The 23,041-nt window shown below is 63.1% G+C and carries 20 protein-coding genes and 1 pseudogene; 6 read left to right on the plus strand and 15 right to left on the minus strand.

What is annotated here, in order from left to right; translation table 11 throughout:
• Positions 1-76 precede the first annotated feature (76 nt).
• The 4 genes from OEG79_RS20360 to OEG79_RS20375 are packed head-to-tail and all read right to left on the minus strand — an operon-like array spanning position 77 to position 6,157.
• Complete coding sequence (locus tag OEG79_RS20360; protein ID WP_264146747.1) at positions 77-1,264, minus strand: hybrid sensor histidine kinase/response regulator; 1,188 nt, start codon at positions 1,262-1,264, stop codon at positions 77-79.
• Entirely contained in the window at positions 1,258-1,869 is a 612-nt protein-coding gene (locus OEG79_RS20365; RefSeq protein WP_264146748.1) for a chemotaxis protein CheB, read from the minus strand. The genes OEG79_RS20360 and OEG79_RS20365 overlap by 7 nt, the downstream gene beginning before the upstream one ends.
• Positions 1,866-2,675 carry a CheR family methyltransferase gene (locus OEG79_RS20370; protein ID WP_264146749.1) on the minus strand — a complete coding sequence of 270 codons (810 nt, stop codon included), beginning with the start codon at positions 2,673-2,675 and terminating at the stop codon, positions 1,866-1,868. Before OEG79_RS20370 ends, OEG79_RS20365 begins: the two co-directional genes overlap by 4 nt.
• Complete coding sequence (locus OEG79_RS20375; protein WP_264146750.1) at positions 2,675-6,157, minus strand: response regulator; 3,483 nt, start codon at positions 6,155-6,157, stop codon at positions 2,675-2,677. The genes OEG79_RS20370 and OEG79_RS20375 overlap by 1 nt, the downstream gene beginning before the upstream one ends.
• A gap of 149 nt (positions 6,158-6,306) precedes the next feature.
• Here OEG79_RS20375 and OEG79_RS20380 point away from each other — a divergent pair, with 149 nt between their 5' ends.
• Together OEG79_RS20380 and OEG79_RS20385 are read left to right on the plus strand one after the other, a co-directional pair.
• Positions 6,307-6,702 (plus strand): response regulator, encoded by a 396-nt coding sequence (locus OEG79_RS20380; RefSeq protein ID WP_264146751.1) that lies wholly within the window; start codon positions 6,307-6,309, stop codon positions 6,700-6,702.
• A gap of 113 nt (positions 6,703-6,815) precedes the next feature.
• Positions 6,816-7,220 (plus strand): DUF1330 domain-containing protein, encoded by a 405-nt coding sequence (locus OEG79_RS20385; protein WP_264146752.1) that lies wholly within the window; start codon positions 6,816-6,818, stop codon positions 7,218-7,220.
• Between the two features lie 3 nt (positions 7,221-7,223).
• Here OEG79_RS20385 and OEG79_RS20390 read toward each other — a convergent pair whose 3' ends face one another.
• Complete coding sequence (locus OEG79_RS20390) at positions 7,224-8,006, minus strand: N-acetylmuramoyl-L-alanine amidase (RefSeq protein WP_264146753.1); 783 nt, start codon at positions 8,004-8,006, stop codon at positions 7,224-7,226.
• Positions 8,003-8,593, minus strand: coding sequence for a MarC family protein (locus OEG79_RS20395; RefSeq protein ID WP_264146754.1), 591 nt, complete (start codon positions 8,591-8,593; stop codon positions 8,003-8,005). The genes OEG79_RS20390 and OEG79_RS20395 overlap by 4 nt, the downstream gene beginning before the upstream one ends.
• A 230-nt stretch (positions 8,594-8,823) precedes the next feature.
• Between OEG79_RS20395 and OEG79_RS20400 the strand changes: the two are divergent.
• A pseudogene (locus OEG79_RS20400) lies at positions 8,824-10,347 on the plus strand (nucleobase:cation symporter-2 family protein).
• A gap of 57 nt (positions 10,348-10,404) precedes the next feature.
• Here the strand turns inward: OEG79_RS20400 and OEG79_RS20405 are convergent.
• From OEG79_RS20405 to OEG79_RS20425, 5 genes are all read right to left on the minus strand, one after another.
• Entirely contained in the window at positions 10,405-12,210 is a 1,806-nt protein-coding gene (locus OEG79_RS20405) for a GGDEF domain-containing protein (protein ID WP_264146755.1), read from the minus strand.
• Between the two features lie 5 nt (positions 12,211-12,215).
• Entirely contained in the window at positions 12,216-13,088 is an 873-nt protein-coding gene (locus OEG79_RS20410; RefSeq protein WP_264146756.1) for an endonuclease/exonuclease/phosphatase family protein, read from the minus strand.
• Between the two features lie 20 nt (positions 13,089-13,108).
• Positions 13,109-13,735: a thiol:disulfide interchange protein DsbA/DsbL gene (locus tag OEG79_RS20415; protein ID WP_264146757.1), complete on the minus strand. Its 627-nt coding sequence runs from the start codon at positions 13,733-13,735 to the stop codon at positions 13,109-13,111.
• A 153-nt stretch (positions 13,736-13,888) separates the two neighbouring features.
• The gene (locus OEG79_RS20420; protein WP_264146758.1) at positions 13,889-14,494 is read right to left on the minus strand and encodes a c-type cytochrome; all 606 of its coding nucleotides are present in this window, start codon (positions 14,492-14,494) and stop codon (positions 13,889-13,891) included.
• Between the two features lie 50 nt (positions 14,495-14,544).
• Positions 14,545-14,835, minus strand: coding sequence for a c-type cytochrome (locus OEG79_RS20425; RefSeq protein ID WP_264146759.1), 291 nt, complete (start codon positions 14,833-14,835; stop codon positions 14,545-14,547).
• Between the two features lie 384 nt (positions 14,836-15,219).
• Here OEG79_RS20425 and yihA point away from each other — a divergent pair, with 384 nt between their 5' ends.
• Positions 15,220-15,870, plus strand: a complete 651-nt coding sequence (yihA, locus tag OEG79_RS20430; RefSeq protein ID WP_264146760.1) for a ribosome biogenesis GTP-binding protein YihA/YsxC — start codon at positions 15,220-15,222, stop codon at positions 15,868-15,870.
• A gap of 354 nt (positions 15,871-16,224) precedes the next feature.
• On the opposite strand, the gene polA is transcribed toward yihA, so the two are convergent.
• Positions 16,225-19,020, minus strand: a complete 2,796-nt coding sequence (gene polA / locus OEG79_RS20435; protein ID WP_264146761.1) for a DNA polymerase I — start codon at positions 19,018-19,020, stop codon at positions 16,225-16,227.
• 75 nt (positions 19,021-19,095) lie between these two features.
• Between polA and OEG79_RS20440 the strand changes: the two genes are divergently transcribed.
• Together OEG79_RS20440 and OEG79_RS20445 are read left to right on the plus strand one after the other, a co-directional pair.
• A complete protein-coding gene (locus OEG79_RS20440; protein ID WP_264146762.1) occupies positions 19,096-19,380 on the plus strand; it encodes a DUF2782 domain-containing protein in 285 nt (94 codons plus the stop codon).
• 16 nt (positions 19,381-19,396) lie between these two features.
• Entirely contained in the window at positions 19,397-20,347 is a 951-nt protein-coding gene (locus tag OEG79_RS20445) for a homoserine kinase (RefSeq protein WP_264146763.1), read from the plus strand.
• Between the two features lie 51 nt (positions 20,348-20,398).
• Here OEG79_RS20445 and OEG79_RS20450 read toward each other — a convergent pair whose 3' ends face one another.
• From OEG79_RS20450 to OEG79_RS20460, 3 genes are read right to left on the minus strand one after another with little or no spacing between them, the layout of a single operon-like run.
• Positions 20,399-21,031, minus strand: a complete 633-nt coding sequence (locus tag OEG79_RS20450; RefSeq protein ID WP_264146764.1) for an SCO family protein — start codon at positions 21,029-21,031, stop codon at positions 20,399-20,401.
• Between the two features lie 8 nt (positions 21,032-21,039).
• The gene (gene cyoE, locus OEG79_RS20455) at positions 21,040-21,939 is read right to left on the minus strand and encodes a heme o synthase (RefSeq protein WP_264146765.1); all 900 of its coding nucleotides are present in this window, start codon (positions 21,937-21,939) and stop codon (positions 21,040-21,042) included.
• Between the two features lie 23 nt (positions 21,940-21,962).
• Positions 21,963-23,018 (minus strand): COX15/CtaA family protein, encoded by a 1,056-nt coding sequence (locus OEG79_RS20460; protein WP_264146766.1) that lies wholly within the window; start codon positions 23,016-23,018, stop codon positions 21,963-21,965.
• Between the last annotated feature and the right edge of the window lie 23 nt (positions 23,019-23,041).

Consider the following 23,041-nt stretch of genomic DNA (forward strand, 5'->3'; position numbering starts at 1 on the left):
AGCTTACAAAGACATAGTTCCTCAACCCCCATGCACTTTGCAAGATGCCCCATTGTGACACGTGCAAATTGCACGATCATTCACGGCGCGGCAGCACGACACTGAAGCAGGAGCCCTCACCAAGACGGCTGGTCAGTTCGATACGGCCACCATGGGCCTGAACGATCTGTTCGCTGATGAACAGGCCGAGCCCCAGCCCCTGAGCGACGCTGGTACCGGATACGCGTTCGAACTGCTCGAAAACCCGTCGCTGGTCAGCTTCAGAGATCCCCACCCCCTGATCCCTCACCTCGGCGCGAATCATCTCGCCCTCGGCACGGACCCGTACCGACACCGGTTTGCCAGCACCATAGCGCAAGGCGTTGGTCAGCAGATTGGCCAGGACCTGCTCGATGCGGAACTCGTCCATCATCACCGGCGCCGGCCCTTCCACATGCAGTTCGATATGGCTGCCGGTACTGGCGAACTGTGCAGCCAGGGCCTCGACCACGCTGCCGGCGAGCACACCGAGATCACCCGGCTGCGGCCTCACGGAAAGCTTGCCGGTACGGATACGCGAAATATCCAGCATGTCGTCGATCAGGCGGCTCAGGCTGCGAATCTGCCGCTCGTCGCGGGCGACCATCTCCCGCAGCTTGTCGGCGGTGAAGGCGTCCATGCGCCCCTGTTCCAGGCGCAGCCGGCGCAGTTGCACATCGAGGATCAGGCCGTTGAGCGGCGTACGCAGCTCGTGCGAGGCGATGGACATGAACACGTCGCGCATCTCCACCGCCTTCTGCAGCTCGGCCTGTGTCTCACGCAACTCGGCAAGCAACGCCTCCTGCTCGCGGCGCGCGGCCTCGACCACCTCCAGCTGCATGCTCAGCGCCTTGCGGTGGCGGTAGAGGTCGACGAACATCGCCACCTTGCTGCGCACCTCGAAGGGCGACAGCGGCTTGTGCAGGAAGTCCACCGCGCCGCTCTCGTAACCACGAAAGGCGTAGTCCATATCGCGCCCGACGGCGCTGACGAAGATGATCGGAATGTGCTTGGTCTTCTCCGTTCCGCGCATCAGCTCGGCCAGCTCGAAGCCGTTCATGCCCGGCATCTTCACGTCGAGAATGGCCAGGGCGAACTCATGCTCGAGCAGCAGCGACAGCGCCTCATCGGCACCGCTGGCCTCGAACACGGTGCGGTCCTCACTCTGGATCAGTGAGCGCAGTGCCAGCAGATTTTCCGGCAGATCGTCGACGATCAGTACCTTGGCTTCAATCTTCCTTAACATGGCGGAGCATCCAGTTCGGCCAGCAACAGGCGCATGGCATTGATAGACAGGAGAAAGTCCGGTTTGAACAGCGCCAGCGCGGCATTCGGCATGGTGGGCACCTGCGCGTCGGCCGGCTCCTGCACCAGCGTAAGACCACCGGCCTTGTGAATGGCCAGCAGGCCGGCGGCGCCATCCTCGTTGGCGCCGGTGAGCAGCGCAGCCGCCAGCTGATCACCGTAGGCATCGGCCGCGGACTCGAAAAGAATGTCGATGGACGGCCGCGAGAAATGTCGCGGCTCCTCACGGCTGAGGGAGAAGCAGCGCTCGGTTTCGATGGACAGGTGGTAACCCGCCGGCGCCACGTAGACCATGCCGGGGCGCAGGTATTCCTTGTCCTCGGCCTCCTTGGCCGGCAATTTCAGGCGCCGCGCCAGCAGATCGGCGAGCAGACTGTCGCTGCGATCCGGCTGATGCAGCAGGCACACCACCGGCAGTCGGTAGTCCGGCGGCAGGTCTTCGAGCAGCCCCAGCAGCGCTTCCACCCCGCCGGCCGAGGCGCCAATCAGCAGTGCCCGCAGCGGTGCACGAACCTGGCCGCGCAGCTTGATTCGTTGGCCGTTCATCGTTTGCGGAAAATCCGCTCGGGCCGCGATACCGCCTCGAACTGCTGGGCATAGGCGGAGAAGTCCAGGCTTTCCTTGCTGCCCAGGCCGAGAAAGCCACGGTGACAGAGGGACTCGTGGAACAGGCCGAGCGCGCGGTCCTGCAGGTCGCGGTTGAAATAGATCAGCACGTTGCGGCACGAGACCAGATGGGTTTCGGCGAACACGCTGTCGGTGGCCAGGCTGTGGTCGGCGAAGGTCACGTTGGCCCGCAGCGACTTGTCGAACAGCACGCGGTCATAGGCTTCCGAGTAGTAGTCGGAGAACGCCCGCTTGCCGCCGGAGAGTTGGTAGTTCTGGGTGTAGGTGCGCAGATTGTCGAGGGCAAAGATGCCCTGTTCGGCCTTTTCCAGCGAATGTGGATTGATGTCGGTGGCGTAGATCATGGTGCGCTCCAGCAGGCCTTCCTCATGCAGCAGGATGGCCAGGGAGTACACCTCCTCGCCGGTGCTGCAGCCGGCCACCCAGACCTTCAGTGAGGGGTAGGTGTGCAGCAGCGGCACCACCTGCTGGCGCAGGGCGAGAAAGTAGCCGGGGTCGCGGAACATCTCGCTGACCGGGATGGTGAGGTACTGCAACAGCTGCATGAAGGCCTGCGGCTCGTGCAGGATGCGTTCCTGCAACGCCGAGATGGTCGGGCAGTCGAGCTGCACCTGTGCCTGGCGCACGCGGCGCTTGAGCGAGGCTTTCGAGTAATCGCGAAAGTCGTAGCTGTATCGCAGGTAGATCGCCTCGATCAGCAGGCGCAGCTCTATTTCATCAGGCATCACAGACGCTCCAGCTTGGGCATCCACACGCGGATCAGAGAGAACAGGCGATCCAGGTCGATGGGTTTGGCCAGGTAATCGTTGGCGCCGGCCTCACGGCAGCGCTCCTGATCATCCTTCATCGCCTTGGCCGTCACCGCAATGATCGGCAGGTTCTTCCAGCGCTCTTCCTGACGAATCTGCCGGGTGGCCTCGTAGCCGTCCATCTCCGGCATCATTACGTCCATCAGCACCAGGTCGATGTCGTCGCGCTCGCGCAGCTTGGCCAGTGCCTCATGACCGTTGCGCGCCACCTCGACCGCGGCACCCTTCTGCTCCAGCGCACTGGAAAGGGCGAAGATGTTGCGCACATCGTCGTCCACCAGTAGCAGGCGCCGTCCCTCGAACAGCTTGTCGCGGCTGCGTGCGGTCTTGAGCATGCGCTGACGCTCGCTGGACAGCTCGGCCTCGACCTTGTGCAGAAACAGGGTGACCTCGTCGAGCAGGCGCTCCGGCGAACGCGCGCCCTTGATGATGATCGAGCGCGAATACTTGAGCAGCTCGGCTTCCTCGTCGCGGGTCAGGTTGCGCCCGGTGTAGACGATCACCGGCGGGAAGGAGCAGATGTCCTCCTCGGCCATGCGCCGCAACAGCTCGTTGCCGAGCATGTCGGGCAACTTGAGGTCGATGATCATGCAGTCGAACACGGTCTCGCGCAGCTTCTCCAAGGCTTCGCCAGCCAGGGCGACGGCGGTGATCTCGATGTCTTCGTCGCCGATCAGGCGGGCAACGCTGTCGCGTTGCAGCGGGTCGTCCTCCACCAGCAACACACGTTTGACCTGCTGGTTGAGCTTGGCCTCCAGCTTGCCGAACACCTCCTTGAGCTGCTCACGGCTGGTGGGCTTGAGCGCGTAGCCGACAGCGCCCAGGTGCAGGGCCGCCTCGGTCTGGTCCTCGACCGAAACCACGTGAACCGGAATATGGCGGGTCTGCGCGTCGTCCTTCAGGCGCTGCAGCACGCTGAGGCCGGAGCCATCGGGCAGGCGCATATCGAGCAGGATCGCGTCGGGGCGGTACTGCTGCGCCAGCTCCAGGCCCTCATCCGCGCTGGTAGCGACCAGACAGGCATAGCCCAGTTCGTGAGCCAGGTCGAAGAGGATGCGGGCGAAGCGCACTTCATCCTCCACCACCAGCACGCGGCGACCGCCACGCTCTTCGAGCTGCTCACGGTCATCGGCGAAAGGCGCCGGTGTACGCGGCATCGCCGAAGCTGAAGCGGGGATCTCGGGAGTGGCCGGCACAGGTTGCGGTGCCATCACCTGAAGCGTCTCCATCGGTTTGCTTTGGGCCACGCCTTCGACCATCCGCTCGGGCAGCAGCAGGGTGAAGGTACTGCCCTCACCGGGCGCGCTGCTGACGGAGATGGAGCCGCCCAGCAGCCCAGCCAGGTCACGCGAGATGGACAGACCCAGACCGGTGCCGCCATAACGCCGGTTGGTGGTGCCGTCGGCCTGGCGGAACGCCTCGAAGATCGCCTGTTGCTGGTCCGCCGCGATGCCGATGCCGGTATCGCGTACGGCGAAGGCCAGGTAATGATCGTCCTGGCGCGACACGCTGAGGGTCACGCCGCCACGGTCGGTGAACTTGAAGGCATTGGACAGCAGGTTGCGCAGAATCTGCTCGGCGCGCTGGCGATCGGTGAACAGCACCTGTGGCAGCTCGCCCTGCTGCTCGATGCGGAAATCCAGACCACGTTCGCCGGCCATCGGTACGAACACGTCGCGCAGGCTTTCCAGCATGCTCGCCAGCTGGGTGCGCTCCGGGCGCACTTCGAGCTTGCCGGCCTCGACCTTGGCGATGTCGAGGATGTCGTTGATCAGATTGAGCAGATCGTTGCCGGCCGAATAGATCGATTCGGCGAATTTGACCTGTTCGTCGTCGAGGTTGCCGTTGCCGTTTTCCGCCAGCAGCTTGGCCAGGATCAGCGAGCTGTTGAGCGGCGTGCGTAGCTCATGGCTCATGTTGGCGAGGAACTCGGACTTGTAGCGGCTGGCGCGCTGCAGTTCCTCGGCGCGCTCTTCGAGCTGGGCCTGGATGCGGCCCAGCGTGGTATTGCGCTGGTCCAGCTCGTCGCGCTGGTCGGCCAGCACCTGAGCCTGCTCGGAGAGCTTCTCGTTGGTCTGTTCCAGCTCGGCCTGCTGGGTTTCCAGGTGCGCCTGGGACTCCTTGAGCACCCGCGCCTGCTGCTCCAGCTCCTCGTTGGCGGCGCGCAGTTCTTCCTGCTGAGTCTGCAGCTCCTCGTTGAGTTGCTGGGTCTGATCGAGCACCTCCTGCAGGCGCTGGCGATAACGCGCGGCCTCCAGGGTCGTGCCAACGCTGCCGGAAATGGCTTCGAGGAACTCGCGCTCACGCAGATCGAGCTTGCGCATGAAAGCCAGCTCGATCACGCCGTTGACGCGATCTTCGGACTGCAGCGGCACCAGAACAACGCTGACCGGCTGCCCTTCGCCGAGGCTCGAAGCGACCTTGATGTAGTCGACCGGCAATTCGTCCAGACAGATCAGACGACGCCGGCGGGCAGCCTGCCCGACCAGCCCCTCGCCCTTGTAGAAATGCTCCTTGAGGCTGGCGTCTTCGCTGAAGCCGTAGCCGGAAACACGCGTCAGATCGCCGCTGTGCTCATTGCGCAAATACAGCGCCGCGACCACGCAGTTGAGATATTCGGCCAGAAATTCGAGAGAACGGTCGGCAAGCTCCTGCACCTGTGGCTGGCCGAGCAGGCGCTCCGCCAACAGCGTCTGGCCACCGCCCAGCCAGGCGCGGCGTCTCTGCTCCTCGGCATAGTCAGCCTGCTTGGCCAGGGTCTTGGAGTAGGTCTGCGAGAGGTTCATCAGTTCACGACGGCCGAACAGGGCCAGCATGGCGCTGAACAGAATGCTGACCACTAGGTAGATGCCGGCGCCCCAGAGCGTGGTGCTGCTGACATCGGCATTGCGCTGCCGGCGCAACTCGCGCTCGCTGTTGATGAAGGTATCGAGCTCGCGGCGCATGCCGTCAGTGAGGTTCTTGCCGCGCCCCCGGGCAATTTCCTGCAGGTAGTTGCCACCATCGCGACGCCTGTCTATGACGTCCCGGGCGAACTGGTCCCACTGCTCCTGCAATGCCAGCAGGCGCTCGAGCCGCTGCACCTGCGCCGGGTTGTCCCCGACCATGTCGATGACCTGTTCGGTCAGCGGACGAAACTTGCCACGCGCCTGTTCGTAAGGCGCGAGGTAGTCATCGTCGCCACTGAGCAGAAAGCCGCGCATACCGGTTTCCAGATCCAGGGTCAGCTTGTATACCTCGCTGGCCCGGTTGAGCACCTGGTCGGTGTGTTCGACCCAACGGATCACGTTGAGCAGGTAACCGATCAATACCGCAAAGAACAGGGCACCAATCAGGCCCAGGCCGAGCGGTAGCCCGACGTTACGATTGAGAATTCGGCGAAAACCTTTCTCGTCCATTGCGGACTCATTCGACATTGGGACGTCCATTCGATGATTGTCTCGCTTCTTCTTATCTGTCGGGGGGAGGCGTGTGGCACACTGACCGCGCGCGGCCCCCGAAGTTTGCCAAACATTTGCACATTCTGCGCGCCGAAACAGGGAGCTTCATGAGCGAAACCGATTACGTCACTGCCAAGACCGTTCTGCTGGTCGAAGATGACGATGTAGTACGCGAACTCACCACTGAGGTACTCGGTGAGCTCGGTTATCGCGTGCATGCCCTGAGCGATGGCCCCAGTGCCCTGAATCTGCTGCGCAGCGACCAGCAGGTCGATCTGCTGATGAGCGATATCGGCATGCCCGGCATGGACGGGCGCGAACTGGTGAAAGCCGCGCGCCAGCTGCGGCCGACCCTGCCGGTGCTGTTCGCCAGTGGCTACGATGAGCGCGAACTGCTCGAAGAAGTGCGCGCCCGCGACAGCGCGGCCGCCACCAACAGCATCGTCAAACCCTACGACCTGGGACTGCTGGCACAACGGCTGGACGACCTGGCGGGCGCCTGACACGGTCGACATCCCACGCTGTCCAGATGATCGCCTATCAGGCAGATCGATAGCACTTGCCGTACTCGGCTGCAGACGGGACGCTCGGCAAAACGTCCAGCCGAGGAAAGTGCATGCCCAGCATCAACCCTAGCCAAGCGGATCTACTGGCGTTCGCCGAGCGCATGCCCGGCGACACACCGATCCTGATGCTCAACCTGCTTCGTTTCAACGAGCAGGCCGCGTATGGTGCAGACAACCCCCATGCGCCATGCAGCGGGCGCGAAGCCTACGCGCGCTACAGCCGTACCGCGCTGAGCAAGGTCCGTGCGGTAGGTGGCGAAGTGCAGGTGATGGCTGACGTTCACCTGTCGCCGATCGCACCGAAGGACGAGCAGTGGGACCTGCTTCTGCTGGTGCGCTATCCCTCGGCAGCGGCCTTTCTGAGCATGCTCTCTGACCCGGAGTACAAGGCCGCCACCGTTCACCGTAGCGCCGCGCTGAGCGACTCCCGGCTGATCGGCACGACCCCTGCCTGAGCCCTATCCCGCCGCCTGCAGGTTGAGCACCAGCAGGCGCGCTGCGGTTTCCGCATCCGGCTCACCGTCATAGTTGACCGGCCGGTACTTCATCTGGAAGGCGGCGATGACGTTGCGCGTCGCCTCGTCCAGCTCGCCATGCTGCGGCACCGTGTACCCCTGCTGCGCCAGCTGCTCCTGGAACCACTGCACACTGGGCAGGCTGGTGCTGAACAGCGCCTGCTGGCGCGCCACCTCATCCTCGTTCGGCCAGGGCACCAGGCCTTCGTCGGCCAGGCGCTTCCAGGGAAACAGCGGCCCCGGATCGACCTTGCGCTGAGGCGCCACGTCGCCGTGCGCGATGATCGAGCCCAACGGCAGCTGGTGACGATTGACGATGTCCTTGAGCAGCACGATCAGGGTATCGATCTGCTGCGGCGCGAAAGGCTGCCAGTAGCGACCGCTCGGAGTCTGGTAATAGCCCTGGTTGACCAGCTCGATGCCGATGGTGGTGCTGTTGAGCCAGGTACGCCCCTTCCACTCGCTGACGCCGACGTGCCAGGCGCGGCGATTCTCGTCCACCAGGCGGTAGACGGTCGGCGGCGCGTCACCGATCAGGTAGTGGCTGCTCACCTCCGTCTGCGTCAGCAAATCGAGCGAGCGCTGCAGGTCGGCGGAGGTGTAGTGCAGCACGACGTACTGCACGCGGCTGTTCTGGCCAGTGGCGGTATGACTGTCGTCGATCCGCAGACCGCCGCTACAGCCAGCTAGCAGAACAAGCGCGAGAGCAAGACAAAGAGACTTCATGCGTGACCGAATACGCTCTGCAGGTTGTCCAGCAGCATGTCGACGCTGAGCATGATCAGCAGCATGCCCATCAGACGTTCCACTGCCATCAACCCGCGATTACCAAGGAACCGCTGCAGGAACGACGCCTGCAACAGGATGAATGCCGTCACCGCCCAGGCCAGGATCAGGGCCAGATAAAGCTCCCAGAGCGGCCCGGTGTGTGTGTTGCGCAGGGTCATCAGCACCGCCAGGGCCGAAGGTCCGGCCACCGCAGGTGTCGCCAACGGCACCAGCATCGGTTCGCCGTCCGGCACATCGCCGAGCAGCCCCTGCGGGCTGGGGAAAATCAGGCGCATGGCGATGACGAACAGGATGATACCGCCGGCAATGGCGGTTGCCTCGCGCGACAACCCGAGGCTGGTGAGGAATTTGTCACCAAAGGTGAGGAACAGCAGCAGCAGGCCGAGGGCGAACAGCAGTTCGCGCGCGGCGATCCACAGGCGCCGGCGCGGCTCGACGTTCTTCAGGGCAGCGATGTAGATGGCAATGTTGCCGAAAGGGTCTGTGACCAAAAAGATCAGCACGGCGATGCTGAAAATGTCCATGGGTATCTCCGCTGACAGGTGCGCATAGTCTAGGGCCTGCCCGGGCCACCCCGCGAGCCCGCGTGTGGGTCGGATATGCAATTTTTTCGGCAGGTGCGGATTTTTCATGACCGGAAACGCGGCAACGTTCGCGGCAACGACCGCTCGTAAGAATGTATACAAAGCAGTAGCCAAGATGGCTACAAAATGTCTAAATTGACCGCACAAGAACAACAGCGAGAAGTTTTCCAATGACCTCCACCGCTCAGCGCCCCGAGGACGAGAACCTCGGCCTTGGCTCCAACCTGCTCTACGGTCTGCAGCACGTGCTGACCATGTATGGCGGCATCGTCGCCGTGCCGCTGATAGTTGGCCAGGCCGCGGGCCTGTCGCCTGCCGATATAGGCCTGCTGATTGCCGCCTCGCTGTTCGTCGGTGGCGCCGCTACCCTGCTGCAGACCATTGGCATACCCTTCTTCGGCTGCCAGCTGCCACTGGTACAGGGTGTGTCTTTCGCAAGCGTCGCCACCATCGTGGCGATAGTGGGTACCAGCAATGGCGAAGGCGGGTTGCCGGTAGTGTTCGGTGCGGTGATAGGCGCAGCGGTGATCGGCCTGCTGATCACCCCCATCTTCTCCAAGATCACCAAGTTCTTCCCGCCTCTCGTCACCGGCATCGTCATCACCACCATCGGCCTTACCCTGATGCCGGTAGCCGCCCGCTGGGCCATGGGCGGCAACAGCGAGGCCGCCGACTTCGGCAGCATGGCCAATATCGGCCTGGCCGCCTTTACCCTGGCCACCGTGCTTCTGTTGAGCAAGGTGGGTAGCGCCACCATCTAGCGACTGTCGATTCTGCTGGCCATGGTGATCGGCACGCTGGTCGCCCTGGCGTTCGGCATGGCCGACTTTTCCAGGGTCAGCGAAGGTCCGGTGCTGGCGCTTCCGGCGCCATTGCACTTCGGCATGCCGGTATTCGAGGTAGCGGCGATCATCTCGATGCTTATCGTGGTGATGGTGATCCTGGTGGAAACCTCGGCCGACATCCTCGCCGTGGGCGACATCATCGATACCAGGATCGACTCCAAACGCCTCGGTAACGGTCTGCGCGCCGACATGATCGCCAGCATCATCGCGCCGCTGTTCGGCTCCTTCACCCAGAGCGCATTCGCCCAGAACGTCGGCCTGGTGGCCGTCACCGGCGTGAAGAGCCGCTATGTCGTGGCCACCGGCGGCCTGATTCTCGTCACGCTCGGCCTGCTGCCGATCATCGGCCGGGTCATCGCCGCAGTACCGACCTCGGTACTCGGCGGCGCCGGCATCGTGCTGTTCGGCACGGTCGCGGCCAGCGGCATCCGCACCCTGGCCAAGGTGGACTACCGCAACAACATGAATCTGGTGATCGTCGCCACGTCCATCGGCTTCGGCATGATCCCCATCGCCATGCCCAGCTTCTATCATCACTTCCCGGCCTGGTTCGAAACCATCTTCCATTCGGGCATCAGTTCGGCGGCGATCATGGCGATCCTGCTCAATCTGCTGTTCAACCACTTCACCACGGGCAACTCGGACCAGCAGTCGGTGTTCGTCGCCGGCACCGAACGCAGCCTGCGCTATCAGGACATCGCCGCACTGCACGAGGGCGATCATTTCATCGGTGGCAAGCTGTACGACGCACAGGGCAATGAAGTACCGCTACAGGATGACGATGACCATGCTCCGCGGGCCCGCACCGCCACCGCGACCGGCAAGGAGCGCGAAGAGCTTACGCACTGAAGGGGCAGGCCAATGGCGATGCCGAGCAGGGCTTGTCGGAGCCGGGTCTATACCGGCTCAGGCCTGTTCGACGCGGTTTCGGCCAGAACCCTTGGCGCGGTATAGCGCCTGATCCGCACGCTCGAAGGTGGCCTCGGTGGCCTCGTCATTGCGGAATTCGGCAATACCGCCGGAAAGAGTGATGGTCACCGGCTCACCCCTGAAGTGAAACGGGCAGGCTTCCACAGCGGCCCGCAGGGTTTCCAGCAATTGCACGCCCCCTTCGAGGGGCGTACCCGGAATAAGCAGAACGAACTCCTCACCACCAAAGCGGGCAATGAAATCGGTCTTGCGCAGACGCTTTTGCAGCTCTCCGGCAATGATCTTCAGAACCCGGTCGCCTGCCAGATGGCCGTAACCATCGTTGATCCGCTTGAAGTGGTCGATATCCAGCACCGCCATCAGCAACTGACCGCCATAGCGCTGATGCCGGGCAATCTCCAGGTCGAGGCGCTCGCTCCAGGCCGCCCGGTTGGGCAGGCCGGTCAGGGGATCGGTCAGCGATTTCTGTCGCTGCTCCTCGATATGCTGGCGAAACTGCTGCGCTTCCAGTTCCATTTCAGCAACGCGCCGAACCAGGCCCTGCAGCCGCTCGGCCACCGCATCCTCGCCGCTGTCGCGCTGGCGCTGATGATTGCTGACGCTTTGCAGCAGGCCCTCCAGGCGTTGCTCCAGTGCCAGCTTGAGCGCGTCCAGATCGGCCGCTTCCTGCACGCTGTTCTGCAAGTCGCTGACCTGATCGCGCAACTGCTGGTTGAAGTTGCGCGTGCTTTCCACCGAGGCGGTATAGCCTTCGTGCGCTTCACTGAGGGTGCCGATAAAGGCAGCCAGACGCTCATTGAGTTGCTTGAGATAGCCGGCAAACTCACGCTGGCCGCTGTCGGTGACGGCCAGTACCAGCACAGCCAGGTCATCCAGTACCGGCACCAGCTCGTACCAGTTGAGATTGCCTTCCAGACGCCGGCGCAATGCCTCGCCTTGCGGCAGGTGGCGTGCCGGTAACTCCAGCTCATCGAGCAGGTGGCGCAGGCTGCTGGCGATATGCGGGGCTACCGTGCTGTATCCCGGCTCACTGCCGGGCAGAGAGAATCGGCTGTCGCTGATATCTTGCTGCGGCACCAGGCCAGGCGGCAGCGGCAGGCTGTCCAGCATCGGCGCCGCCGCACTGACCTGAGGATGGGCCGGCTGCGCGGGAACGGCAGGCGATGACTCGCGTGCGGGCGCAGCCTCAGCCGGAGTCGAATCTTCGGACTCAGGGACAAGGGCAGGAGTAGTACTGTTCGCGGCCTCGTCGCCACTCTCACTGCGAGAGCCGAACAGACGCTGCAGCAATCCCGGCTGCTCCTGGATCGGGGCTTGCAGAACGGTCAGCGCCTGCCCCTGCAGATTGCTCAACTGACTGAGCAGCGCGGGGAGCAGGTAATGGTGGCTGGTGGCGTCCTGCAACTGCTTGCCGAGTGACTTGAGCGCCTTGCGCACCTCACGCGGTGGCTGCAGGCGTTGCAGCTGCTCGATCAGGGCTGCCAGGGCCGCGGCGGCCTGCTCGGCACGCTGCTGGCGGCGCTGCTCGGAATCCAGCACGGCCTTTTCCAGGCGAGGAAGCAGACCATCCAGCGCCGCGTCGATATCATCGCGGCGGAGAATCTCGCGCATCTCCTGCATGCATTGATCGACCGCCTTGTCCGTACCCTCGGCAGCCAGACTGCTGCGCACCAGACCACGACGCAACAGGTCGAGACGCGACTCCCAGCGACGCTCTAGCCTTTCCTGCTGTTCCAGGCTGCCGAGGTACTTGTCTTTCCAGCGTTGCGCGTCATCGCTCATACGGCTTACTCGGAAGATGGCGTCTTCAGCATAGGCATTTGCGGGCCACTTCGTGCATCCGGCAAGCGGATTTCCACGGCGACGGGAAGGTGATCCGAGATCGGCTGACTGAGTACGTCCACTCGCCCCAACTCCAGCTCGGAGCTGAGCAGGATATGGTCGAGACAGCGCTGTGGACGCCAACTGGGAAAGGTCGCCTCGACCTGCGGGGCGAGCAGGCCGAGATCACGCAAGGGAGAGTTTTCCAGCAGGTCGACGGCGTGGGTGTTCATATCCCCCATCAGCACCAGATGGCGAAACTCGCTGACCCGCTCGCGGATATAAGCCAGTTGCCGGGTACGGGTACGGGCGCCCAGGGCCAGATGCATCATCACCACGCACAGAGCGCCCTCACCTTCGCCAATGCGCATGAAGATCGCACCCCGTCCGGGCGGTCCGGGCAACGGATGATCCTCCAGCAGGGTAGGTCGCAGGCGACTGAGCACGCCGTTGCTGTGCTGGGCGAAACGCCCGAGATTGCGGTTGAGCTGCTGATACCAGTAGGGAAACGCGCCCTGCTGGGCCAGGTATTCGACCTGATTGACGTAGCCCGAGCGCAGGCTGCCGCCATCGACTTCCTGCAATGCCACGAGATCGAAGTCGGCAAGCAGATCACCAATGCGCTGCAGGTTGCCGGCACGCCCGGCATGGGGCAGCAGATGCTGCCAACTGCGCGTCAGGTAGTGGTGATAACGCTCGGTGTTGATGCCGACCTGGACATTGAAACTGAGCAGACGCAAAAGTCCGTCGGCTGGCCAGTCAGTCTCGGCCGGGCAATGCGGGTTGATCTGCGGGTCGCACAGACCAACCGCACGTGTCTTTCGCCAGCGGCGCAGCATGCCTTGCTGTGCGCAGCCGCTTAGAGAGCGGCGCGTTCCTTGGCGATCAGGTGGTCAGCCACTTCCAGGGTCTGCTGCGGACCACCGGCCGAACCCAGGTCGAAACGATACTTGCCGCCGACGATCATCACCGGTACGCCAGTGATCTGATAGGCCATGGCCAGTTTCTTGGCCTTTTCCATCTGGCCTTTGACGGCGAAGGAGTTGAAGGTCTTGAGGAAGGCATCGCGATCCACGCCCTGAGTGGCGACGAAATCGGCGAACTCTTCAGCCGAGGCCAGCTTCTGCTTCTCCTGATGGATGGCGTTGAACACCGCGTCATGAACCTTGTGCTCGACCTTCATCATTTCCAGGGTGATGAACGCCTGACCATGCACGTTCCAGATGCCACCGAACAATGCCGGCACGCGAACGAAGTTGACGTCTTCCGGCAGTTGCTCGACCCAGGGGTTGAGCGTCGCCTCGAACTGATAGCAGTGCGGGCAGCCGTACCAGAACAGCTCAACGACCTCGACCTTGCCGGGCTTGGACACCGGCACCGGGCTTTTCAGCTCGACATACTGCTGGCCGGCGACCGGTTCGGCATGAGCAGTAAGGCCGAACAGGCTGCTGATCGCCAGAGCGGCGCCGAGAATCAGGTTACGCATGAGGGTACTCCTTGGCTGGACAAGCTCGCCCTGATGGCGATTCGAGACTATGACTCGCTACCGCTGGGCTGGTTCCGCCCATTGTAGCCATGGCGCATATGAAAAAGGGTGGCCGAAGCCACCCTTTGTCTTGCCAAAAGCAACAGTGGTCTATCAGTGCAGACCCTGGATGAAGCTGGATACGGCTTCGATATCCTTGTTGCTCAGCTTGGCGGCGATGGCGCGCATGATCATCGCGTCGCCGTCGTTGGTGCGGTTGCCTTCACGGAAATCGGTCAGCTGCTTGGCTACGTACTGAGCGTGCTGGCCACCCAGTTTCGGGAAGCTGGCAGCTGCCAGGCCAGCGCCGTCAGGCGAATGGCAACCGGTGCAGGCCGGCATGCCTTCTTCCAGCTTGCCGCCGCGGAACAGCGCTTCACCACGCTCGACCAGCTTGGGATCGGCAGCACCGACACTCATCTTCTGGCTGGAGAAGTAGGCGGCGATATCGGCCAGATCCTGATCGCTGAGGTTGTCCAGCATGCCGGTCATTTCAACAACCTGGCGATTGCCGGACTTGATGTCGTGCAGCTGCTTGAGCAAGTAGCGCTCGCCCTGACCGGCCAGCTTGGGGAAGTTTGGCGCGGGGCTGTTGCCATCGGCGCCATGGCAGGCACCACAGACAGCGACCTTGCCCTGACCGGCTTCGGCATCGCCAGCAGCCTGAGCCACTCCGGTGAGGCCCAGGGTCAACAGCAGACTCACGAGTACTTTGTTCATCAGCTAATCCAATTACGGCTAAGAGAGAAAGGGTTATCGGTCAGGCTTACTCATTCGGTCATCAGCTTGATGACCGCCTGGTAATCCTCGGCCGTACAGTCCATGCACAGGCCGCGCGGCGGCATGGCATTCAAACCATTGGTGACGCTCTGCACCAGTGTATCCATGCCCTTGGTCAGGCGTGGTTCCCATGCAGCCTTGTCGCCCTTCTGGGGCGCCGTGGGGATCTGGCCGTTGTGGCATACACCACAGGCGCGGTCATACACAGCTTGCGGATCCTGAGCAGCATAGCCGTTGAACGACAGCGTCATGACGGCAGCTGCAAGCAGCATTTTCTTCATCAGATCAACCTCATCAGGGTGGGAAGCGTCCTGCTTTCTATCGAGCAGAGATGTAATCGCTCCCGGCAATCGGGTTCCTGCGGGTGGGACAAAGCGCACACAAAATCTGCGGCATTATATACTGGCAACGCTGAAACGGAAACGACGCCGCTTGCCACGCCCCCTGGCGTGCAGCAGGTGCGCGGAAATGTCGCAAGCCCTCGATTCGCCAGAGGGTATCTACAAAGCAGCGAGCGAAGGTCAGGCAAGGCGGAGGCAGCCGAGAAAGCGGAATGTACGAGTAGTACATGAGCATTTTGAGGCTGGCTCCAACGCAGCATGGTCGAGCGCAGCAATTTGTAGGCACCCTCTCATGGAATCGAGGCAACCACCGGATACCCCTCCATGCTCCCGAAGAATCCCATCATCGGTCTGTGCCAGCAGGCCAGCTTCCTCATCAGTGCCGCCAAGGTCGACCAGTGCCCCGAGGACAGCGGCCTGGAAGTCGCCTTCGCCGGCCGTTCCAACGCGGGCAAGTCGAGCGCACTGAACACCCTGACCCACGCCAGCCTGGCACGCACCTCGAAGACGCCGGGGCGCACGCAGCTGCTCAACTTCTTCCGCCTGGATGACGAACGCCGCCTGGTGGACCTGCCCGGCTACGGCTACGCCAAGGTGCCGATCCCGCTCAAGCAGCACTGGCAGAAGCACCTGGAGGCCTATCTGGGCAGCCGTGAGAGCCTGTGCGGACTGGTGCTGATGATGGACATCCGTCACCCGCTGACCGAATTCGACTGCATGATGCTGGACTGGTCGGTGGCCAGCGGCATGCCGCTGCACATCCTGCTGACCAAGGCCGACAAGCTGGCCTTCGGCGCAGCGAAGAACGCCCTGCTCAAGGTACGCCAGGACATTCGCAAGCAATGGGGTGAGGGCATCACCATCCAGCTGTTCTCGGCGCCCAAGCGCATGGGCGTGGAAGAGGCACAGATGGTACTGGCCGGCTGGCTGGATCTGTTGCCGGAAGAGGATGGTGAGAACGCCGAGCAGGCGTAAGGCGCAACCCGACTCTACGGCCTACCACCTCTCTCCTGAATGGGGGAGGGAGGGTCATCAGAATGCTGCAGGCAGCACTTTTCTCCGGGCAAAAAAAACCCCGAGCTTCGTATGGGGAGGGAGAAGTTCGGGGTTTAAGGTCTGAACCGCTAGGGCGGGGTTCAGATGTCTGCCAACACTTAACACAACAAAGGAGCATTGAAGGGCTTAACGGCCATTCATGAACTCTGACCGGGCGGGTTTGCGGAAAGTTCATCGCCCTTTTAAAAACCATTTGCCATAAGCAAATGACTTTTGATTCCGCAGAACCCCAAAGCTGGAGCGGCCGCGGCTTTGCGCCGCGGCAAGGGGTGATCAGTGGGCTTCATCCCAATTGGCCCCGACGCCCACCTCGACCAGTAGCGGCACGTCCAGATCGGCGGCACCGCTCATCAGGCTCTTGAGTTTGGCACTGACCTCCTCGACCAGTTCCTCACGCACCTCCAGCACCAGTTCGTCGTGCACCTGCAGGATGATGCGCGCATCGATGCCGCTGTCCTGCAGCCAGGCATCCACGGCGATCATGGCGCGCTTGATGATGTCCGCAGCGGTGCCCTGCATCGGCGCGTTGATCGCGGCGCGTTCGGCGCCCTTGCGCATGGCCTGGTTCTGCGCGTGGATCTCAGGCAGATACAGGCGACGGCCATAGACCGTTTCCACGTAACCCTGCTCGGCGGCCTGGGCACGGGTACGCTCCATGTATGCGAGCACGCCGGGATAACGGGCGAAGTAGCGCTCGATATAGGCCTGCGCTTCCCTGCGTTCGACGTCGATCTGCTTGGCCAGGCCGAAGGCGCTCATGCCGTAGATCAGGCCGAAGTTGATCGCCTTGGCCTTGCGCCGCTGATCACTGCTGACCTCTTCCAGCGGCACACCGAACACCTCGGCCGCCGTGGCCTTGTGCACGTCCAGGTCATGACGGAAGGCATCCAGCAGACCTTCATCCTTGGCCAGATGCGCCATGATGCGCAGCTCGATCTGCGAGTAGTCGGCCGCCATCATCCGGTAACCCTTGGGCGCGACGAAGGCCTGACGGATGCGTCGTCCTTCGGCGGTGCGGATCGGGATGTTCTGCAGGTTCGGGTCGCTCGACGACAGCCGGCCGGTGGCGGCCACGGCCTGGTGATAACTGGTGTGAATCCGCCCGGTACGCGGGTTGATCTGCTCCGGCAGCTTGTCGGTGTAGGTGCTCTTGAGTTTGCTCAGGCTGCGGTACTGCATCAGCACCTTGGGCAGCTCGAAGTCCTGTTCGGCCAGTTCGGCGAGCACCGCCTCGGCGGTGGAAGGCTGACCTTTGGCGGTCTTGCTGATCACCGGATAGCCAAGCTTCTCGTAGAGGATCACACCAAGCTGCTTGGGCGATGCCAGGTTGAATTCCTCGCCGGCGATCTCGAACGCCTTGCGCTCCAGCTCCACCAGCTTTTCGCCCAGTTCGACGCTCTGCTCGCCGAGCAGCCTGGCGTCGACCAGTGCACCGTTGCGCTCGATGCGCGCCAGCACCGGCACCAGCGGGATCTCGATTTCACGCAGCACCCTGGCCAGCGATGGCACGGCCTGGAGACGGCCCCACAACTCCTGATGCAGGCGCAGGGTCACGTCGGCGTCTTCGGCTGCGTAGGGGCCGGCCTGCTCCAGAGCGATCTGGTCGAAGGTCAGCTGCTTGGCACCCTTGCCGGCAATGTCCTCGAAACGGATGGTGCTGTGGTTCAGATACTTCAGCGCCAGACTGTCCATGTCGTGACGGGTGGCGGTGGAATCCAGCACGTAGGATTCGAGCATGGTATCGAAGGCCACCCCTTGCACCATGATCGGCGTACTGGCATTGGCCAGGACATTGATGTCGTACTTGGCGTTCTGGCCGACCTTGGCCTTGGCCGGGTCTTCGAGGATCGGCTTGAGCGCCTTTAGCACCGTGTCGCGATCGAGCTGATGCGGCACGCCCATGTAGCTGTGCGCCAGCGGCACGTATGCGGCCTCGCCGGCCTTGACAGCGAAGGACAGACCGACCAATTGCGCCTGCTGGGCATCGATGCTGGTGGTCTCGCTGTCGAAGGCGATCAGCTCGGCCTCCTCCAGCTTCTTCAGCCAGGCATCGAACTGCGCCTGCTCCAGCACCAGCTGGTAGTCGCCGGCGCTGTCCGACGCCGGCTCGGCGGCCTCCTCAACGACCTCTCCAGTCGGCTCGGCGAACAGATCACCGGCCGGCGCAGCAGCCCTGGCCACCAGCGCCTTGTTCTGACGCAGCAGCTCGTCCAGCCAGTTCTTGAACTCCAGCTGGCCGTACAGCTCGACCAGAGCAGCCTGATCCGGCTCGCCCGGATGCAGCGAGTCGATCTCGATATTCAGTGGCACATCGGTCTTGATGGTCGCCAGCTGATAGGACAGGTAGGCCATCTCGCGATGTTCCACGAGCTTCGCGGGCAGCCCCTTGGCGCCACGAATCGGCAGGCCCGGCACCTTGTCGAGGTTGGCGTAGATCACATCGAGACCGCCACCGACACCGACCAGCAGGCCGAGCGCGGTCTTTTCCCCCACGCCGGGCACACCCGGAATGTTGTCGACCTTGTCACCCATCAGCGCCAGGTAGTCGATGATCAGCTCAGGGCCGACACCGAACTTCTCCTTTACGCCACCTTCGTCGTAGACACTTCCGGTCATGGTGTTGACCAGCGTAACGTGCGGGCAGACCAGTTGCGCCATGTCCTTGTCGCCGGTGGAGATCACCACGTCGCGCTTTTCTCCGGCTGCCTGGCGCGCCAGGGTGCCGATGACGTCGTCGGCCTCGACGCCTTCGACGCACAGCAGCGGCAGACCGAGGGCACGCACGCTGGCATGCAACGGCTCGACCTGCACGCGCAACTCGTCCGGCATGGACGGGCGGTTGGCCTTGTACTCGGCGAACAGCTCGTCGCGGAAGGTGCCGCCCTTGGCATCGAAGACCACGGCGAAGGGGCTGTCCGGGTACTGCTTGCGCAGGCTCTTGAGCATGTTCAGCACGCCCTTAACCGCTCCGGTGGGCATGCCCCTGGAAGTCGTCAGCGGCGGCAGGGCATGGAAGGCGCGGTACAGGTACGAGGAACCGTCGACCAGAACGAGGGGAGCTTGGCTCATGCGCGGGATCAACCTTTTCGGCGGGTGCAGCGGTAGAATGGCTGCATCGGTGAAAAACAAAGGAGCAAGATTATCATGGGTACGCTGAATCGCCTGTTGCTGGTCGGCCTGATGACCTGCCTTCCGCTTGCCGCGCATGCCGAGGATCCGGTTTCGGGCGATCCGGACGTGACCATCCGCCAGGACGGCGACCGCACCATTCAGGAATACCGGGTCAATGGCTTCCTCTATGCCATCAAGGTGATTCCGAAGAACGGTAAACCCTACTTTCTCGTTCGCGCCGATGGCAGCGACGGCAATTTCGTACGTTCGGACGATCCGGACATGCTGATCCCCTCCTGGGAAATCTTTAGCTGGTAAGCGATTAAGGTCTGATATGTCGGTATTCACCCCTCTGGAGCGTCATGAGCTCGAAGTCTTCCTGGCGCCCTACGGGCTTGGTCGGTTGCGTGACTTCCAGGGTATTGCTGCAGGCAGCGAAAACAGCAACTTCTTCGTCAGTCTGGAGCAGGGCGAATACGTTCTGACCCTGGTCGAACGCGGCCCGGTGGCCGATCTGCCGTTCTTCATCGAATTGCTCGACGTACTCCATGAGGCCGGCCTACCGGTGCCCTATGCCCTGCGCACGCAGGATGGCGAAGCACTGCGCACCCTGGCGGAAAAGCCGGCGCTGCTGCAGCCCCGGCTTTCCGGCAAGCACGTGCACGAGGCCAACGCCCATCACTGCCAGGAAGTGGGGAGCCTGCTGGCGCGCATTCACCTGGCCACCCGCGACGCACCCATCGAGCGCCGCAGTGACCGCGGGCTGGACTGGATGCTCGCCGAAGGGCCGAGCCAGGCGCTGAAACTCGACGAGCAGGCCTTGCCGCTGCTGCGCGATGCGCTGGCCGAGATCGCAAACCTGAAGTCGCGCATCCTCGCCCTGCCGCGTGCCAATCTGCATGCCGACCTGTTCCGCGACAACGTGCTGTTCGACGGCAACCACCTCACCGGGGTGATCGACTTCTACAACGCCTGTTCCGGGCCGATGCTCTACGATCTGGCGATCACGTTGAACGACTGGTGTTCACACGAAGACGGTAGCCTCGATGGGGCCCGCGCCCGTGCGCTGCTGGGCGCCTATGCGGCGTTGCGCCCATTCAGCGCTGCCGAAGCGGAGCTGTGGCCGGCCATGCTGCGTGTGGCCTGCGTGCGCTTCTGGCTGTCGCGGCTGATCGCCGCCGAATCGTTCGCCGGGCAGGAGGTGCTGATTCATGATCCGGCTGAATTCCAGCGACGCCTGGCGCAACGGCAACAGGTCGATCTGCCGCTGCCATTCGCGCTGTAGACCCGCCAGGGTGCGCGTTGCGCACCAATGACCTTAACTAGACGGCGCGCCTTACGAGCCCGAAACCAGTCGCGGCAACTGCTCGGCCAGCTTGGCATTGTTGATCGGCGCGCGAATGAAGCCGCGCTGGGTGCCATCCGGGCCGATGATCACCAGATTGCCGCTGTGATCGACGGTGTAGTTTTCCTTGCTGGTATCGGCCGGGATGTAGGGGATGCTCACCGCATTGGCGAACTTCTGCAGGGTTTCCTCTTCGCCGGTCAGCCCCCTGAAGCCTGCATTGAAGAAGCCCAGGTACTTGCTCAACTGCTCCGGTGTGTCGCGGTGCGGGTCGACGCTGACCATCACCACCTCGAGCCGCGCGCGGGTTTCTTCGGGTAGTTGCCCCTGCAGCTGGCGCAGCTGGGCCAGGGTGGCCGGGCAGATATCCGGGCAGAAGGTGTAGCCGAAGAACAGCAGCTTCCAGTTGCCCTTGAGCTGATCCACCACGACTTCCCTGCCGTCCTGATCGACCAGGCTCAGCGCCGGCAGGCTGCGGTTCTGCGGCAGCAGGACGATACCAGCATCGAGCAATGCCGCCGGGTCGCCCTGACTCCTGCTGCTGAGCACCTTGTTGACGGTAAGCCCCAGCACCAGGGCCACGATTGCAACAAGAACGAAAACCGTTGTGTGGGTACGCGTCATGAAAGGCCTTAGATGTTCAGCAGCAGGTAGTGGTCCGCAAGCAGCGCGATAAACAGCAGGAACAGGTACCAGATACTGTACTTGAAGGTGCTGATCGCGGCGTGCGGTTTGCTGTCACGGTACAGCACCCAGGCCCAGTGCAGGAAACGGCCGCCCAGCAGCACGGCGCAGGCCAGGTACAGCAGCCCGCTCATGTGGATGGCGTAAGGCAGTAGCGTCACCGCGAACATCACCAGGGTATAGAGCAGGATATGCACCTTGGTGTAGTGCTCGCCGTGGGTCACCGGCAGCATGGGGATGTCGGCCTTGGCGTATTCCTCCTTGCGATGGATGGCCAGGGCCCAGAAGTGCGGCGGTGTCCAGGCGAAGATGATCAGCACCAGCAGCAGCGGTTCGGCACTGAGGTGGCCGGTTACTGCGACCCAGCCCAGCAGCGGCGGCGCGGCGCCAGCCAGGCCGCCGATAACGATGTTCTGCGGCGTGGCGCGCTTGAGAAAGCCGGTGTAGATCACTGCATAACCGAGCAACGATGCCAGGGTCAGCCAGGCGGCCAGCTCGTTGGTGAACACCATCAGCAGGCTCATGCCGGCGATCGCCAGAAGCAGCGCGAAGGTCAGCGCGGCCACCGGCGTGACGCGGCCGGCAGTGACAGGTCGCTTGTGCGTACGCGCCATGATCGAGTCGATGCGCCGGTCCACCACGTGATTGACCGCAGCCGCCGCGCCGGCGCACAGGCCGATACCGAGGTTGCCGAACAGCAGCACTGTCCAGGGCACACCCGCCCGCGTGGCGAGGAACATGCCGACCAGCGAGGTGATCAGCATCAGCATCACCACCCGCGGCTTGGTCAACTCCAGATAATCGCGCCAGGTGGCGCGTTCGGAGTGAGTGCGCAGCATTGTCGCCATGGCATTTCTCCTTGATTCGTTATTTATCGGCCTTGAACCAGACCGCTGGAAACCGGCGTGGTGCAATTGCCCACCAGATCGGATGTTGTACGCGGCGCCGCAGAAGCAGCTCTCAGGCGATAGTTGATCAGCACCATGGTCAGCAGCAGGGCGGCGCCGCCGGCGTTGTGCGCCACCGCCACCAGCAGTGGCAGGTGAAAAACCACGTTGCTGATACCCAGACTGACCTGCACGGCCAGCGCCAGCACCAGCAGGCCAGCCAGGCGCGACAGCCGGGCCGCGTACAGTCGCCAGGCCAGTACCAGCAACGCCAGTGTCACCAGCGCCGCGCCAATACGATGGCTCATGTGAATGGCGGTACGCGCATCGCTGTCGAGCTGCCCGCCCAGGTAGTTGGGACCGATATGCTGGGTCAGATGAAAGCCCTTGCCGAAGTCCATCGCCGGCCACCATTCGCCATGGCAGGTGGGCAGGTCGACGCAGGCGACCGCGGCGTAGTTGGAACTGACCCAGCCGCCCAGGGCGATCTGCCCGATCACCAGCAGCAGGCAGGCAGCCGCCAGCGCACGCAGGCGGCCTGGCAGCTGCAACGGAGCGAAACGTCCGGACAGACGCAAGGTGAGCAGGGTCAGCAGACTGAGGGTGGCGAAGCCGCCGAGCAGATGGGCGGTGACCACCTGCGGCCATAGCTGCAGAGTGACCGTCCACATGCCGAACGCGCCCTGCAGAATCACCAGCGCGAGAATTGCCAGCGGCAGCTTCACCGGCTGCATCGGTTCCTCGCGTCGGCGTACGGCCTGGGTGGCGATGAACAGAATCACCAGCCCGAGCGAGCCTGCGAAATAGCGGTGGATCATCTCGTACCAGCCCTTGGCGACCTCCACTGGCGCTTCGGGAAAACGTGCCTCGGCGATGGCCTGCTTGTGCTCGCTCATCGGCACGCCGAGAAAACCGTAGCACCCCGGCCAGTCCGGACAGCCCAGGCCGGCATGGGTCAGACGGGTGTAGGCACCCAGCAGCACCACCACCACGGCCAGGAAAGTAGCGAACAGTGCCAGACGGTAACCGGGCTTGTGCATGTCGACTCCTTGGACAGGGGGCT

The sequence above is a fragment of the Pseudomonas sp. Z8(2022) genome (assembly GCF_025837155.1).
In the GTDB taxonomy this organism is placed as follows: Bacteria; Pseudomonadota; Gammaproteobacteria; order Pseudomonadales; family Pseudomonadaceae; genus Aquipseudomonas.

Excerpts from the sequence above, each read along its gene's own strand:
- OEG79_RS20360 (WP_264146747.1), bottom strand. The coding sequence starts at position 1,264 with ATGTTAAGGAAGATTGAAGCCAAGGTACTGATCGTCGACGATCTGCCG.
- OEG79_RS20365 (WP_264146748.1), bottom strand. The coding sequence starts at position 1,869 with ATGAACGGCCAACGAATCAAGCTGCGCGGCCAGGTTCGTGCACCGCTG.
- OEG79_RS20370 (WP_264146749.1), bottom strand. The coding sequence starts at position 2,675 with ATGCCTGATGAAATAGAGCTGCGCCTGCTGATCGAGGCGATCTACCTG.
- OEG79_RS20375 (WP_264146750.1), bottom strand. The coding sequence starts at position 6,157 with ATGGACGAGAAAGGTTTTCGCCGAATTCTCAATCGTAACGTCGGGCTA.
- OEG79_RS20380 (WP_264146751.1), top strand. The coding sequence starts at position 6,307 with ATGAGCGAAACCGATTACGTCACTGCCAAGACCGTTCTGCTGGTCGAA.
- OEG79_RS20385 (WP_264146752.1), top strand. The coding sequence starts at position 6,816 with ATGCCCAGCATCAACCCTAGCCAAGCGGATCTACTGGCGTTCGCCGAG.
- OEG79_RS20390 (WP_264146753.1), bottom strand. The coding sequence starts at position 8,006 with ATGAAGTCTCTTTGTCTTGCTCTCGCGCTTGTTCTGCTAGCTGGCTGT.
- OEG79_RS20395 (WP_264146754.1), bottom strand. The coding sequence starts at position 8,593 with ATGGACATTTTCAGCATCGCCGTGCTGATCTTTTTGGTCACAGACCCT.
- OEG79_RS20405 (WP_264146755.1), bottom strand. The coding sequence starts at position 12,210 with ATGAGCGATGACGCGCAACGCTGGAAAGACAAGTACCTCGGCAGCCTG.
- OEG79_RS20410 (WP_264146756.1), bottom strand. The coding sequence starts at position 13,088 with ATGCTGCGCCGCTGGCGAAAGACACGTGCGGTTGGTCTGTGCGACCCG.
- OEG79_RS20415 (WP_264146757.1), bottom strand. The coding sequence starts at position 13,735 with ATGCGTAACCTGATTCTCGGCGCCGCTCTGGCGATCAGCAGCCTGTTC.
- OEG79_RS20420 (WP_264146758.1), bottom strand. The coding sequence starts at position 14,494 with ATGAACAAAGTACTCGTGAGTCTGCTGTTGACCCTGGGCCTCACCGGA.
- OEG79_RS20425 (WP_264146759.1), bottom strand. The coding sequence starts at position 14,835 with ATGAAGAAAATGCTGCTTGCAGCTGCCGTCATGACGCTGTCGTTCAAC.
- yihA (WP_264146760.1), top strand. The coding sequence starts at position 15,220 with ATGCTCCCGAAGAATCCCATCATCGGTCTGTGCCAGCAGGCCAGCTTC.
- polA (WP_264146761.1), bottom strand. The coding sequence starts at position 19,020 with ATGAGCCAAGCTCCCCTCGTTCTGGTCGACGGTTCCTCGTACCTGTAC.
- OEG79_RS20440 (WP_264146762.1), top strand. The coding sequence starts at position 19,096 with ATGGGTACGCTGAATCGCCTGTTGCTGGTCGGCCTGATGACCTGCCTT.
- OEG79_RS20445 (WP_264146763.1), top strand. The coding sequence starts at position 19,397 with ATGTCGGTATTCACCCCTCTGGAGCGTCATGAGCTCGAAGTCTTCCTG.
- OEG79_RS20450 (WP_264146764.1), bottom strand. The coding sequence starts at position 21,031 with ATGACGCGTACCCACACAACGGTTTTCGTTCTTGTTGCAATCGTGGCC.
- cyoE (WP_264146765.1), bottom strand. The coding sequence starts at position 21,939 with ATGGCGACAATGCTGCGCACTCACTCCGAACGCGCCACCTGGCGCGAT.
- OEG79_RS20460 (WP_264146766.1), bottom strand. The coding sequence starts at position 23,018 with ATGCACAAGCCCGGTTACCGTCTGGCACTGTTCGCTACTTTCCTGGCC.